The sequence below is a fragment of the Curtobacterium sp. MCBD17_034 genome, from assembly GCF_003234515.1.
In the GTDB taxonomy this organism is placed as follows: domain Bacteria; phylum Actinomycetota; class Actinomycetes; order Actinomycetales; family Microbacteriaceae; genus Curtobacterium.
In genome coordinates, this window is the sequence record NZ_QKTN01000003.1 from 316,706 (window position 1) to 331,050 (window position 14,345).

13 protein-coding genes and 1 pseudogene are annotated in these 14,345 nt (G+C 67.3%); 9 read left to right on the top strand and 5 right to left on the bottom strand.

Annotation, left to right across the window (positions count from 1 at the left end):
• Positions 1-140: 140 nt before the first annotated feature.
• The 4 genes and pseudogenes from DEI92_RS08295 to DEI92_RS17025 all read right to left on the bottom strand — a co-directional run.
• Entirely contained in the window at positions 141-980 is an 840-nt protein-coding gene (locus DEI92_RS08295; RefSeq protein ID WP_111013117.1) for a carbohydrate ABC transporter permease, read from the bottom strand.
• Positions 977-1,861 carry a carbohydrate ABC transporter permease gene (locus tag DEI92_RS08300; protein WP_111013118.1) on the bottom strand — a complete coding sequence of 295 codons (885 nt, stop codon included), beginning with the start codon at positions 1,859-1,861 and terminating at the stop codon, positions 977-979. Before DEI92_RS08300 ends, DEI92_RS08295 begins: the two co-directional genes overlap by 4 nt.
• Before the next feature lie 54 nt (positions 1,862-1,915).
• Positions 1,916-2,773 carry an extracellular solute-binding protein gene (locus DEI92_RS08305; protein WP_258370130.1) on the bottom strand — a complete coding sequence of 286 codons (858 nt, stop codon included), beginning with the start codon at positions 2,771-2,773 and terminating at the stop codon, positions 1,916-1,918.
• 122 nt (positions 2,774-2,895) lie between these two features.
• Positions 2,896-3,216: pseudogene (locus tag DEI92_RS17025) on the bottom strand (sugar ABC transporter substrate-binding protein); the annotation flags it as partial.
• Between the two features lie 153 nt (positions 3,217-3,369).
• On the opposite strand from DEI92_RS17025, the gene DEI92_RS08310 reads away from it, so the two are divergent.
• The 8 genes from DEI92_RS08310 (at position 3,370) to DEI92_RS08345 (ending at position 12,842) form a co-directional block, all read left to right on the top strand.
• Entirely contained in the window at positions 3,370-4,602 is a 1,233-nt protein-coding gene (locus tag DEI92_RS08310) for a glycoside hydrolase family 32 protein (RefSeq protein WP_111013119.1), read from the top strand.
• 73 nt (positions 4,603-4,675) lie between these two features.
• Positions 4,676-6,016 carry a right-handed parallel beta-helix repeat-containing protein gene (locus DEI92_RS08315; protein WP_111013120.1) on the top strand — a complete coding sequence of 447 codons (1,341 nt, stop codon included), beginning with the start codon at positions 4,676-4,678 and terminating at the stop codon, positions 6,014-6,016.
• Positions 6,017-6,139: 123 nt separating this feature from the next.
• The gene (locus DEI92_RS08320; RefSeq protein ID WP_258370131.1) at positions 6,140-7,186 is read left to right on the top strand and encodes a LacI family DNA-binding transcriptional regulator; all 1,047 of its coding nucleotides are present in this window, start codon (positions 6,140-6,142) and stop codon (positions 7,184-7,186) included.
• A 117-nt stretch (positions 7,187-7,303) separates the two neighbouring features.
• Positions 7,304-8,605 carry an ABC transporter substrate-binding protein gene (locus DEI92_RS08325; protein ID WP_111013122.1) on the top strand — a complete coding sequence of 434 codons (1,302 nt, stop codon included), beginning with the start codon at positions 7,304-7,306 and terminating at the stop codon, positions 8,603-8,605.
• Between the two features lie 168 nt (positions 8,606-8,773).
• The gene (locus DEI92_RS08330; protein ID WP_111010549.1) at positions 8,774-9,625 is read left to right on the top strand and encodes a carbohydrate ABC transporter permease; all 852 of its coding nucleotides are present in this window, start codon (positions 8,774-8,776) and stop codon (positions 9,623-9,625) included.
• Positions 9,625-10,515 (top strand): carbohydrate ABC transporter permease, encoded by an 891-nt coding sequence (locus DEI92_RS08335; RefSeq protein WP_111013123.1) that lies wholly within the window; start codon positions 9,625-9,627, stop codon positions 10,513-10,515. Before DEI92_RS08330 ends, DEI92_RS08335 begins: the two co-directional genes overlap by 1 nt.
• A gap of 13 nt (positions 10,516-10,528) precedes the next feature.
• Complete coding sequence (locus DEI92_RS08340; RefSeq protein ID WP_111013124.1) at positions 10,529-11,629, top strand: glycoside hydrolase family 172 protein; 1,101 nt, start codon at positions 10,529-10,531, stop codon at positions 11,627-11,629.
• Positions 11,630-11,645: 16 nt separating this feature from the next.
• A complete protein-coding gene (locus tag DEI92_RS08345; protein ID WP_181434766.1) occupies positions 11,646-12,842 on the top strand; it encodes a glycoside hydrolase family 32 protein in 1,197 nt (398 codons plus the stop codon).
• A gap of 162 nt (positions 12,843-13,004) precedes the next feature.
• Here the strand turns inward: DEI92_RS08345 and DEI92_RS08350 are convergent, their stop codons facing one another.
• On the bottom strand, positions 13,005-13,319 hold the full coding sequence (locus DEI92_RS08350) for a hypothetical protein (protein ID WP_146249132.1): 315 nt from the start codon (positions 13,317-13,319) through the stop codon (positions 13,005-13,007).
• Between the two features lie 172 nt (positions 13,320-13,491).
• Between DEI92_RS08350 and nadE the strand changes: the two genes are divergently transcribed.
• A complete protein-coding gene (gene nadE / locus DEI92_RS08355; protein WP_111013127.1) occupies positions 13,492-14,328 on the top strand; it encodes an ammonia-dependent NAD(+) synthetase in 837 nt (278 codons plus the stop codon).
• Positions 14,329-14,345: the final 17 nt, after the last annotated feature.

A 14,345-nucleotide genomic window follows, 5' to 3' on the forward strand; every position in this document is an offset into this window, starting at 1 on the left:
CTCTGTTCCCCGTCACCGCGCTGCCCCACTCGCACGACGGCGGTGCGGTCGGCGCTCGACCGGACGATCGCTCCGTCATGCGCTCGGCTGCCTGGTTCACCTTAGATCCAACCGGTTCGACCACCCGCCTGAGACCGTCGTCAGCCCTTTACCGCCCCGAGCGTGAGTCCTGCGACGATGTGCCGTTGCAGCACGAACGTCAGGAGGATGACGGGGACCGAGTAGACGATGCCGAGGGCGGTCATCGTTCCCCAGTCGAGCCCGAACTGGGTCTGGAAGTCGGCGATCATCAGCGGTGTCGTCTGCGCCCGCACCGAGGTCAGCAAGAGCGCGAAGATGTAGTCGTTCCAGGACGCGAGGAACGCGAAGATCGCGGTCACGGCGAGGCCCCCGGCGGTGACCGGGAGGATGACTCGGACCAGCGCACCGATGCGTGACGCGCCGTCGACTCGTGCTGCTTCTTCGAGTTCTTCGGGCACGGCCTGGAAGAAGCTCGACAGCAGCCAGATCGACAGCGGCAGGGAGATCGTGGTGTGCGCGATCGCGAGCCCGAACGAGGTGTCCTGGATACCGATCGTGCGGAACATCGTGATCAGCGGAGCGCCGACCACGATCGCCGGGACCATCCGGGTCACGAGTGCGACGAGGATGAACACCTGTCCGAAGCGGGTCCGGTAGCGGGTCACCGCGTAGGCAGCTGGGACCGCGAGGACGAGCGACATCGCGGTGCTGATCACAGCGGTGACGATGCTGTTGACGAAGGACGCCGGCACGCCGCTGGTGCCGAGCGCCGATGCGTAGTTCTGCAGTGTCCAGTTCTGCGGCAGGATCCGCGGCGGCACGGCGATGGTCTCCACGGGCACCTTGAGCGAGGTGAGCAGCATGTAGACGAATGGGAACGCGTACAGCACCACCAGGAGGATCAGGGCGATCCAGAGGATCGTCCTCGTGCCGGTGCGTTGTGATTCGAGGCCGTTCACTGCTCACTCCCGGGTCGCCAGATCTTGAAGATCGCGAAGATGGCCACGGCCAGCATCGCGATGAGGTAGATGGTGCCCATCGCGCTCGCGAGCCCGGGGTCGCCGTACCGGATCTGTGTCTGGTACACCAGCAGCGACATCGTCTCGGTGGCGTTCTGGGGCCCGCCGTTCGTCTGCAGGACGATCACGTCGAACGCGCGCGCGGCGTCGACGCCGCGGACGATCAGCGCGACCGCGATGACCGGACGGAGCAGCGGGATCACGATGCGGAACAGCAGCGTCGGGTATCGCGCGCCGTCGAGCCTCGCCGCCTCGAGCACGTCTCCTGGGATGTTCTGCAACCCGGCGAAGAGCACCAGGGTGATGAACGACGTCGTGAGCCACACGTCGGGGATCGACACCGACACCAGCGCGATCTTGGGATCGCTCAACCATTGGATCGCGTTGGGCTGCGGCAGCAGGTGTGCGTCGTACAGCAGCTGACCGACGATCCCGAAGTTGTCGCTGAGCAGGAACTTCCAGAGCAGGCCGGCCACGATCGGGGCGATCATCAGGGGGTACAGGAAGATCGTGCGGAAGACGCGCGAGCGATCCCCGATCGTCGCGAACAGGAGTGCGACGAGCAGCCCGATCGCGAACTCGAAGAAGACGACGATGGCCGTGTAGACCGCCGTGCGCCACGCCGAGTTGCCGAAGTCGGGGTCGGTGAACGCGGTGAGGTAGTTGCCGAAGCCGACGAACCGACGGGTGCCCGCGAGCTGGTTGATGTCGAAGAAGCTGTTGCTGACGAACTGGATCAGCGGCCAGCCGATGAAGATGAGGAGGAACAGCGCTGCCGGCAGGATCATGAGCGCGGCGAAGCGTCGGTCGGTTGTACGCACGAGCGACCTTCCGGTCGGGGAGGGGGATTGGTGGCCCCGAAGGGCCACCACCCATTACTTGAGGATGCCCTCGATCTTGGTCTTGGCCTGATCCAGGAGCTGCTGGTTGTCGGCGCCCGGCTGAACCGCCTTCTGCAGCATCGGAACGAGCGCGTTGTCCACGATCTGCTGCCACTTCGGGTTCGACGGACGCGGGATCGTGCCCTTCGCCTGCAGGGTCTTCACCATGGGGGCGAAGGCTTCGTACCCGGGCTTGCCCTCGTACTTCTGGAATGCGGACACCCGTGCGGCCAGGCCGAGGTCGGTGGTCGCGCTCAGGTCGTTGTGCTTGTAGGCGAACTGGATGAACTTCTTCGCCGCGGCCTGGTTCGGTGACGCCTTGGGGACGCTGAGGTAGTAGGGGCCGGGGACACCGGCGACCCCAGCGGGACCGGCGATCATCGGTGCGACGCCGACCTTGCCGTAGACCTTCGAGTCCTTCGGGATCTGGCGGTAGGCGTGCCCCCAGAACAGCATGAGCGCGGTCTTGCCCTGGTAGAAGAGGTTCTGCGACGCCGCCCAGTCGGTCTGCGCTGCGCCGGGTGCCGACGACTTCAGCATGCTGGTGTAGAAGTCGAGCGCCTTCAAGCTCGCGGTGTCTCCGAGGGTGACGTTGCCCTTGGCGTCGATGACCATGTTCTTCTCGCCGGCCTGCGAGAGCGCGGCGAGGTACTCGGTCTCCACGGCGCCCTTGGTCGCGGTGCCGTACGTGCCGTCCTTGGTGAAGAACGCGGCTTCGTCCTGGTATTGCTGCCAGGTGGTCGGCGGAGTGAGGTCGTAGCCGTACTTCTGCTTGAAGGCCGTCTTGTTCGCCGGGTCGTCCAGGAGGTCCTTGCGGTAGTAGAGGATCTCCGAGTTCGTCCAGGCGGGCATGCCGACGTAGTCGCTGCCGATCTTGCCTTCCTGCAGCTCGGCCGGGAACAGGTCCTTCTTCCGTCGCCGGTGAACATCGAGTTCAGCGGCGTCAGGCCGTCCTTGAAGGTGGGGAGCCAGATCGCGTCGAGTGCAGCGACGTCGAAGGACACCGAACCGGAGTTGAGTTCGCTGTTCACGCGGTTGTAGAGCCCGTCGTACGGCAGCTCCACGAACTGGACCTTGGTCCCGGTCTGCTTCTTGTACAGGTCGGCGATGGGCTGCAGCTCGCCGTGACCACCGGCCTCCACGAGCACCGTCAGGCTGCTCGTGGCCTTGGCGCTGCCACCACCACCGGCGCCGCAGGCACTGAGGACCAGTGCCGAGACCACCGCGACGGCGGCACCGGCGGCGATGCGGGCCTTCTTGCCGGCTCGAGCGCCGGGCTTCCTACGAAGCATCATCACTTCGTCTCCTTGGTCTGCAGCAGCGATGCTGCGATCGGGTACGGTTGGCTCTGACAAAGCGTTTTGCCAAAACGACTTGGCCCAAGATATACAAGCACGGAGAGGTCGTCAAGCGGACGACACCGCCCGTCTCGAGGGGAACTCCTGCGCATGATCGACGACGATCGCCCGACCATCCACCTGACCGCCCGCGCCGGCTGGATCAACGACCCGCTGTCCCTGACCTGGCATGACGGCACCTACCACGTGTTCTTCCAGCACGTCCCGGGTCAGACCAGCTGGGCTCCTTCCTGCCACTGGGGACACGCCACCTCCGCCGACCTGCGGACATGGACCGAGCAGCCCGTCGCCCTCGCGCCGGGGGAGGGCGACGACGGCATCTGGTCCGGGTCGCTGGCCGTCGACGGAGACAGGACGACGATCTTCTACACGTCGATCGACGCGGCGGACTTCAGCATCGGCCGGATCCGAACCGCGACTCCCATGGACGCGGAGTGGAACCGATGGCAGAAGGGCGATGTCGTCGCTGTCCCGCCAGCGGACCTCGACGTGCAGGTGTACCGCGACCCGTTCGTCTTCCGGGACGGAGACCAGTGGCGGATGCTCGTCGGCGCGAACCTCCTCGGCACCACGGCGGCCGCCCTGTCGTACTCGTCTCCCGACTTGCGGGACTGGAGGTACGACGGGATCGCGGCGCAACGCGACGCAGCGGCCACCGACCCGGTGTGGACCGGGAAGCTCTGGGAGTGCCCGCAGATCTTCACGCTCGACGGAGTCGACGTCCTGATCACCTCCGTGTGGAGCGATGACGAGCTCCACTACGTCGCGTACGGGCTGGGGGCCTGGAACGACGGTGTGTTCACCGTCGAACACTGGGGCCGGCTCACCTGGGGAGACAGCTACTACGCACCCTCGTTCTACCGAGACGCGGACGGTCGCCCGGGGCTCGTCTTCTGGTTGCGGGAGATCCGCGACCGCGATGGCGACGTCTGGACCGGCGCGATGAGCGTTCCCCACGTGCTCTCCCTCGACGGCGACGTCCTCGTCGCCCGCCCGCACCCTGACGTCATCCGGGACGACGGCGTCACCACGCACACGGCGTTCGACCACGTCGAGCTCGCCAGTGACGGACGAGCCGACATCATCAACTGGGACCCGGAGTTCGGCGAGCTCGAGGTCACCCGGGACGGCGCGCCGGTCCTCACGCTCGAGCGGACGGCCGGGAAGGTGGTCGTGTCCGCTTCGGTCAGCGGATGGAGCGCCACGGTGGTGGCCGACGACAGCACGGTGCAGATCCTGATCGACGGCCCGATCCTCGAAATGAGCACGGGAGCCGGACTCTTCGCCGCTCCGCTGCGCTCCACGGCAGCCACCTCGCAGTAGTCGATCAGGTCTGGCCCAGCGGACAGTCCGGGCCCGGCCACGACCACGACCACGACCGGAAGGATTCCCACCCATGCAGAACAGCAATCACTACGACGTGACCGCGTGGCCGGTCGGCGACCCGACCACGGACATCGGCGGCGTGATCAACAGCATCATCGCCGACATCAAGAGTCGGCAGACCGCAACGGACGACGGCGACGGTGGGAGGCCCGGTGCGGTGATCTCCATCCCACCGGGCGACTATCACCTCCGCACACAGGTGGTCATCGACGTCAGCTTCCTCAAGATCCAGGGATCCGGGCACGGCTTCACGTCGTCGAGCATCCGGTTCAACGTCCCCGAGGACGAATGGCCCAGCCTGCACGAGCTCTGGCCCGGCGGCAGCCGCATCCTCGTCGACCTCCCGCTCACCGGCGGCGAGAGCGCTCGCGACGGCGCCGCGTTCATCGTCGAGCGCCAGGGCAGCCCTCGCCTCAGCTCGGTCGAGTTCGAGAACTTCTGCATCGACGGCATGCACTTCGTCGCGGACGGAGCGGATCTGCACCCCGAGAACACGTACGTCAACGGCAAGACCGGCATCCACGTCGCCACTCCGAACGACTCGTTCCGTGTCAACGGCATGGGGTTCGTGTACCTCGAGCACGCGCTCACCATCCACCACACCGACGCCCTGTCGATCCACGACAACTTCATCGCAGAATGCGGCAGTTGCATCGAGCTCCGCGGATGGGGTCAGGCGTCGAAGGTCACTGACAACCTCATCGGCGCCGGTCCCCGCGGCCATTCCATCTACGCCGAGAACCACGGCGGCCTCCTGATCACCGCCAACAACGTGTTCCCGCGGGGTGCGAGCAGCATCCACCTCGCCGGCGTCACCCGGTCGAGCGTCACGAACAACCGACTGCACTCGTTCTACCCGGGGATGGTGATCCTGACCGAGGGCAGTTCGGAGAACCTGGTCGCGTCCAACCACTTCCTGCGTGACCATGAGCCGTGGACGCCGTTCCTCGCGATCGACAACGGCCGACCCGACTCGTACGGACTCCTCCGGGTCGACGGAAGCGACAACACCATCGTCAGCAATCACTTCTCGGAGGTGGTCGACTCCCAGCGGGTGCGGCCGGCGGACCAGAAGCCCGTCATTATCCGGCTGGTGTCCGGGACCGGGAACTCCGTCTCCACCAACCACGTGGTCGCGAAGGACGTGCACATCCAGTCGAACGACTCGGCCTTCTCCGCGCAGGTCGACGCGCTCCTCACGACGGACGCCGCGGGTCGACTGAACGTGACGACGGTCATGGTCGACCCCGGCTCCGCTGGGAACACGGTCCTCGACTCGGGGACCGAGGACGAGTCCGTCCTCGACCGGACGGCCAATGCCTTCCGGGCCACGCCCGCCATCGGTTCGTAGCAGCGCGTCGAATCGGACATGCACCGTCGCCGGACGTGCGGTCCGAGGATCTCGGTGCTGGGCTTTGCGTCAACTCTGTTGACTGTCTAGCTTCGCATCAACCGATTGACGAGGAGGTTGATCATGCTGACGATGAAGGACGTGGCGACACGTGCGGGCGTGTCCACGTCGACCGTCTCCCTGGTCCTGAGCGGACGACACAAGGGGCGCGTCCGCGATGCCGTCGTCGAGCACGTCCGCGACGTCGCGGACATGTTGGGCTACGTCCCCGACCTCATGGCTCGTGGGCTCCGGACCCGTCAGACGCACACGATCGGGCTGATCTCCGACCGTGTCGCGAGCATCCCCTTCGCGGGCCAGATGATCGGTGGCGCCCAGCGCGTCGCGATCGACGAGCAGTACCTCATCCTGCTCGTGGACACGGACGGTGATCAGCGGGTGGTGCGCAACGCGCTCACCATGCTGCTGCAACGCAACGTCGACGCCCTCATCTACGCGTGCGAGTACCACCAGGTCATCGTGCCCCCCGCGGTCCCCGACCGGGTCCCGCTGGTGATCCTGGACGGGCGACCGGAGGACCCCTCCTCGCCGGTCGACTGGATCGTCCCCGACGAGCGCGGGGGAGCGTTCGCAGCGGTGGCCGAACTCACGGCGGTCGGTCACCGGCGGATCGGTTTCTGCACGGTGTCGCGCGACATCCCGGCTCGCAGCCTGCGGCTCCAGGGCTATCGGGATGCGCTCGAGGCCGCAGGGATCGTCTTCGACCCTGCCCTCGTCGTCGAGGCCGTCGAGGCAGGCACCGTGCACACGCTCGAGCCCGCGCGTGCGCTCCTCAGCCGTGACGACCGCCCGACAGCGGTGTTCTGCTTCGGTGACCGGATGGCCAACGCGGTCTACCACGTGGCGAACGAGTTGGGTCTCGCCATCCCTGGTGATCTCTCGGTCGTCGGGTTCGACAACCAGCTCGACATCGCCGACGGACTCGTACCCGGCCTCACCACCGTGCAGTTGCCCCACCGGGCGATGGGAGAACTCGCCGCGCAGGTCACCATCCAGCGCGCGCTCGAGGACCTCCACGCACCGCGTGTCCCCAGCGAACACATCGTCCCCTGTCCGATCGTGCGCCGCTGTTCAGTGGCCGCCCCTCGGACCGTCGCCACCATGACCTGATCGCAGAACGCCCGCCATCACCCTCGGCAGGCTGACGTCCCACCACCACTGCAGCGCTCGTCCACCGACGGTTCCTTCAGTGCGCCCGAAAATCCCCATCACAACGAGGTGTCTCACATGAAACGCACCACCCGCAGGCTCTGGCGTCTGGTCGCCGGCCTGATCGCAATCGGCCTCACCACCAGTGTCCTGACTGGATGCTCCAACGCCGGCAGCAGTTCCAAGACGTTCACGATCTGGCAGTACGAGGCCAGCAGCAGCGCGCAGTACAAGGGATGGAAGGAGGCCGTCTCGATCTTCGAGAAGAAGCACCCGGACGTGAACGTCAAGTTCGTCACGACGAGCTTCGGCAACATCCAGAAGAACGGGAAGCTCCTCCTCTCCGGGAACAAGGTCCCCGACGTCCTCGAGGTCAACAAGGGCGGCGCCGACGCTGGTCAGCTCGCTTCCCAGGGGCTGCTGGAGAACCTCAACGACCAGGTCGAGAAGCGCGGCTGGGACGAGAAGATCAAGGGCTCGGTCGCGAGCCTGGCGAAGTACGACTCCGACGGCAACGCCGGAAGCGGCAACTGGTACGGCATCCCGAACATCGGCGAGTTCATCGTCTGGTTCTACAACAAGGACATGTTCGCCAAGGCCGGGATCACCAACCCGCCGACCACGCGTGCCGAGCTGGAGAGCGACATGCAGAAGTTCGTCGACCAGGGCACCACACCGCTCGCCAGCAGCGCGAACGGGTTCGGTGCGCTCTGGACCTGGTACTCGCTCGTGTCCGCCGGCGCCACGCGCGACCAGATCGACGACTTCATGTTCCTCAAGGGGTCGCCGAACGTCGACGCCGCCCCGTGGTCGACCGGCACCAAGCAATTCCAGGACTGGATCGACAAGGGGTACCTCGGCACGCGACTGGCCTCGGTGACCGGCGACCAGATGGACCAGGCCTGGCTCAGCCAGAAGAACCCGCTGCTGCTGGAGGACTCGAACGCGTTCTCGAACGTCAAGGCCTCGGCGAAGTTCAACTGGGGCACCTTCGCGCTGCCGGACGCCAAGCTCAACGTCGGGTCGTCCGGACACCTCTGGGCAGTCCCCACGAAGTCCGGCAACAAGGAGCTCGCGTACGACTGGATCAGCACCACGCTGAGCCCCCAGGTGCAGAACGTGATGGCCAAGAACGCCGGCCTGCCGTTGGCCGGGGATCCGAGCGTGATCACCGACCCGCAGATCAAGGCGCTGAACCAGCAGTTCCAGACGCTGGTCGACGGCGACAAGCTGTCGTACTTCCCCGACTACCCGCTGCCGGGCCTGCTCGACTTCCAGCAGAGCGGCATGCAGTCGCTGACCAACAAGTCGACCACGGCCGCTGCGTTCAGCAAGTCGTTCCAGCAGTTCTACACCAAGGGCAAGGCGCAGTTGCAGTAGCCCCGCTCCTTCCCGTGGGCCGCTGTACCGTCCAGCGGCCCACGGGACCACCCCTCCACGGAAAGGGCACTCGTGGCCACTCTCATCACCGACCTGGCGCAGCCCGCGACCAGGCGGGCAACACCGCGGCGGCCACGGTCGGCCTCCTACTACTGGTACCTGCTCCCGATCGGCGTCGGCTTCGCGGCCATCGTCCTGGTGCCCTTCGCCTGCAACCTGTTCTTCAGCCTGTTCGAGTGGAAGGGCGGTCTGGCGCCGTTCCACTTCGTCGGGCTCGGCAACTACGAGGCCCTGCTCCACGACGAGCTCTTCTGGTCGTCGTTCAAGAACTCGATCTACATGATCGTCGCGATCGTCGTCATCCCGACGGCGATCGGCCTCGTGCTCGCCGCGCTGCTGTTCGACTACCTCGGCCGGAAGTTCGGCCCACGGGTGGCGAGTTTCCTCCGTGCTACGTACTACCTGCCGCAGATCGTTCCCGTGGCCGTGGCCGGAGTCATCTGGAGCTGGGTCCTCGGGGCGCAGAGCGGTGCGATCAACACGCTCCTCAGCACCGTCGGCATCAACGGTCCCGACTGGCTGGGCAACCCGCACCTCGCCCTGTACTCGATCATGATCGTGCTGATCTGGGGGCAGATCGGGTACCCGGTCGTGATCTTCATGTCCGGGCTGCAGCGGGTCGACCCGGAGCTGCTCGAAGCCGCCGAGGTCGACGGCGCAGGCTGGTGGCGCCGGTTCCGAGCGATCACCATCCCGCAGATCCGACCCGAGGTATTCATCGTGATCCTCACGGCGACGGTCGGTGCCCTGAAGGTGTTCGCCCCGGTCCTCATCCTCACCGGGGGCGGTCCCGAGAGTTCGACCTACGTGCCGTCGTACTACTCGTACCTCAACTTCTTCCAGCTCTCCCGCGTCGGATACGGCTCCTCGATCGCGACCGTCCTGACCATCCTGATCCTCATCATCGCCTCGCTCATCCTCTGGTGGCAGCGCGTCAGCATCGAAAGGGCGGAACGCTGATGACCGCAACGATCGGTACCTCCACGACCCCAGCGACAGCACCGGCACCACCCGCCGCGCGGCGAACACGGAGGAGTCCCGTGCGATGGCTCCTCCTCGCGGTCGCGGTGCTCGTCGGGGTGGTCCTCGCCGCGCCCTTCCTGGTCCTCATCCTCAACGCCTTCAAGACGCGCGCCGACTACTCCGCCAACGGCCCGTTCGCCTGGCCAGAGCAGTTCACCACCGCAGCCTTCGCGAAGTACCTCGCCGACGTCGACTTCCCGGTCGCGCTGGTCAACTCGATCCTCATCTCGGGGATCGTCGCGATCCTCGGCGTGGTCATCGCCCTGCTGGCCGCGTACGCGATCGGTATCGGCCGGATCCGTGGTGGCACCGTCATCACCGCCGTCCTGCTGTTCTCGACGATGCTCCCGCAGGAGTCGATCATCTACCCGCTGTTCTACGGTGCGCAGGCGGTCGGCCTCCAGGGGTCGATCTGGTCGGTCATCATCATCTTCTCGGTCCTGCAGGCCGCCTTCGGCACCTACTTGCTCGGGTCGATCATGGGCACGTTCGAGCCGTCGTTGCTCGAGGCCGCAGCCCTCGACGGGGCCAACCGGTGGCAGATCCTGTGGCGCGTCGTGTTCCCGGTCATGCGACCGACGCTCTCGGTCCTGGTGATCTTCTTCTTCATCTGGACGTGGAACGAGTTCTACATCCCCGTGATCATGCTCACCGACCCGTCGGCGCAGACCATCCCGATCGCGTTGTCGACACTGCAGGGTCAGCTCTCGACCGACATCACCGAGCAGAACGCCGGCTCGCTGCTGTCGCTCCTGCCGACGCTGATCTTCTTCATCATCTTCCAGCGCTCCCTCACCCGCGGCATCACCGCAGGCGCCGTCAAGTAAGGAACCCACACACATGTCGTTCTCCTGGGACACCGTCCTCTCCGCCCCCAAGCGGATCGAGAGCCGGTCCATCAACGCCGAGAACCCGACCGGCGAACGAGGAGCAGGCGCACGGACCCCGTCCGCCCTCGGGACCGGCCGGAAGGGCACCGCATTCGTTCCGATCGCCGCCGGCGAGACCATCACGCTGGCCGACATCGTCGGGCCAGGAACGATCCGGCACATCTGGATCACGGTGCCGGACCGTACCGACGGCGGTGCCTTCGTGCTCCGGAACCTCGTACTCCGCGCGTACTGGGACGGCGAGAGCGCCCCCTCCGTCGAGGTCCCCCTCGGTGACTTCTTCTGCAACGGGTTCGGTGCCAGGGCTCTGGTCACCTCGATCCCGATCGTCGTCGCGCCCACCGGCGGCATGAACTCCTACTTCCCGATGCCGTTCCGCGAGTCCGCGCGCATCACCCTCGAGAGCGAACACCCCGACGAGATCGGCGCGGTGTTCTTCCAGATCGACTACACGGTCGGCGACGAGCACCCCGACGACCTCGCCCGCTTCCACGCGCAGTGGCGCCGAAGCAACGCGACCACCGCCCTCGGGGAAGACCACGTGATCCTGGACGGCGTCGCCGGACGCGGCCACTACGTCGGCACCTACGTCGCCCTGTCGCAACTCGAGCGCTACTGGTGGGGCGAGGGCGAGGTCAAGTTCTACCTCGACGGCGACGACGAGTTCCCCACGCTCTGCAGTACCGGACTCGAGGACTACGCAGGCGGTGCCTGGGCGTTCCAGGACGAGCTCCGCGAGCATCCGGACCCGAACCCGCTGCCGTTCAGCGCACCGTACTTCGGCTACCCGCACGTGTCTCGGGTGGACGAGTCGAAGGGGTCGCCCTTCTGGCAGGCGATGCCGCCGTCGCACGCCCTGTACCGGTGGCATCTGCCGGACCCGATCGCGTTCCGAGAGCGGCTCCGGGTCACGCTGCAGCAGATCGGCGCCGCCGAGCACGGACTGTTCGAGCGTGCGGATGACATCAGCACGACCGCGTACTGGTACCAAGTCGAACCGCACGCGGCCTACCCGACGTTCCCCGACGCCTCCGCGCGTCGGCCGCGTTGACGAGGAGCTGCACGCCATGCGGCCGCAGCTGCACTTCACCGCGGACGGGTGGATCAACGACCCCCACGGGTTCGTCCACGCCAACGGCGAGTACCACGCGTTCTACCAGTACGTCCCGGGCAGCACCGAGTGGGAGACCGGTATCCACTGGGGGCACGCGGCGGGCCCTGATCTCATGTCGCTGCGACCCAGGGCGATCGCGATCGCGCCGGGCGACGGAGACGACGGGATCTGGACCGGCAGCATCGTCGACGGGGGCAGTGACACGCACCTGGCGTTCTACACGTCGGTGGCCGGGGCCGACACCGCGATGGGGACCGTCCGGGTCGCGACGACGCAGGACCGCTCCCTCGACAGATGGAGCAAGGGGCCGGTCGTCGTCGAGCCTCCCGAGGGGCTGGGACTGACCGCGTTCCGTGATCCGTTCGTCTTCGAGGACGACGGCTGCTGGCGGATGCTGGTCGGTGGCGCCATGGCCGACGGGGTCGCCGGCCTGCTCTCGTTCTCGTCGGTGGACCTCACGGACTGGCAGTTCGACGGTGTCGCTGCCTCCCGATCGACCCTCGCTCAGACTCCGATCTGGACGGGGGAACTGTGGGAGTGTCCACAACTGATCACCGTCGACGGGCATGACGTGCTGATGTTCAGCGTCTGGGCTGCGGACACCGGGTACGGCACCGTGTACGGAATCGGCCGCTGGCACGGCGGCAAGTTCGACGTCCAGCGGTGGGGAACGCTCGCCTACGGATCGAGCTACTACGCCCCGACCGTCTACCACGATGCGGACGGCCTACCCTGCATCACCTTCTGGATGCGGCACGTGGCGGACCCCGACGGGGCCTGGGTCGGGGCGCACAGTCTCCCCTGGGGGCTCTCGGTGATCGACGGCGATCTCCGGCTGGACATGCACGGCAGCGTCGAACGTCTCCTGGGCCGCGGGTTGGCTGGATCGACCAACGGACGCACCCTGATCCATTGGGATCCGGCCGTCGACGGTGATCTGGAACGTGCGACGGACGACGGGTCCTGGTCGCTCCGAGCGACACCGACCGAGCTCGAGTTCCTCGTTGACGGTCAGCGTTCGGCCATGCCGCGCCGGCAGGGTGGCGCACTGGTCGTGGTCGACGGCCCGATCCTCGAGCTGGCTCACGCTGGTTCAATCCTCGGCGGTGCGATCCCGACCGACAGGTCCTCGACCGCCCAAGGCGGATGAGTGCCGCCGGTCCTCGCCGAACCCGTGCATCATGGCGGTGCTCGGCGGGACCGCTCCCGGCTGTCGTGCAGCGGCCCGGACCGCGGTCCACCGCCGACGTGCGCCGGTGAGCCGTCACTCCATCGAGCTCACGGACCCGGCGCCTCCACTCGCCTGGCAGCGTCAGCGACGCCGCGTTCCCCGGTCGCTCCGGCCGGCGTGGGCGGTCTCCCAGAAGTCGAGCTCGATCGAGTCGTCCGGGCCGAGTTCCCGAGCGATGGCCGCGGCCAGGTGCTCGCCCTCGGCGCGTTGTGCCTGACAGGTCCGCGCGTCCGGCCACCCGGTCTTGTACGAGTACAGCTCGTTGAACGTCGCCGCCCAGTCCCGGACCTGCGCTGCCAGCCGCTGTGACAGCTCGGGCTCGCCCTCCGGCGCTCCGCCGTCGTCGCGCCAGAGCGGCCAGTCCACCGTGTACTCGTTCATGAGTCGGTATTCCACGCCGCGCCCTTCGCCAGCCCGCCCTGTCCTCGGGGCTCCGAACCGAGCGTGCCCGAAGGGGCCGGGGGGCGCAAGCGTCATGCGCGAGCACGGTCGACGGGCCGTCGCCCACGACGCACCCGGGAGCGCAGGACCCTGGGTGCCGCGGCGCCGACGGCGAGATACTGGTTCCGTGCGTGAACTCCAAGCGGCCATCGCCGCCGACCTCGACGTCCAGCCGGTCATCGACCCGGAGCAGGAGGTGGCGCGCCGTGTCGCCTTCCTCCGGGACTACCTGCTCGCCACCGGCGCCAAGGGCTTCGTGCTCGCGATCAGCGGCGGTCAGGACTCCTCGCTCGCCGGGCGTCTGTGCCAGCTCGCCGTCGAGTCGCTCCGGGCCGAGGGGCATCCGGCCGAGTTCACCACGGTGCGCATGCCGTACCGCGTGCAGGCCGACGAGGACGACGCGCAGCTCGCGCTCCGCTTCATCGCCGCCGACCCGGGCATCACCGTGAACATCGAGCACGGGGTCGACGGCGTCGTCCAGGACGTCGCCGAGTCGGGCACCGCCCTGAGCGACTTCGTCAAGGGCAACGTCAAGGCCCGCATGCGGATGGTCGCGCAGTACGCGGTCGCCGGGCAGCGCGGTCTGCTCGTCGTCGGCACCGACCACGCCGCGGAGGCCGTGACCGGCTTCTTCACGAAGTACGGGGACGGCGGCGTCGACATCACCCCGCTGACCGGCCTGACGAAGAGCCAGGGCCGTCAGCTCCTCGAGCACCTCGGCGCGCCGGCGCGGCTCTACGAGAAGGCGCCCACGGCCGACCTGCTCGACGACCTGCCCGGTCAGACCGACGAGGCGAACCTCGGCCTCAGCTACGCCGAGATCGACGCCTACCTGCAGGGGCACGACGTGCCCGAGGAGGTCGCCGAGGCGATCGAGACCCGCTACCGGGCCACCGAGCACAAGCGCCGCGTGCCCGCGACACCGTTCGACACGTGGTGGGGCGGGGCGAGCCCGCGACCGTAGCGCAGGAGCAGGACCCG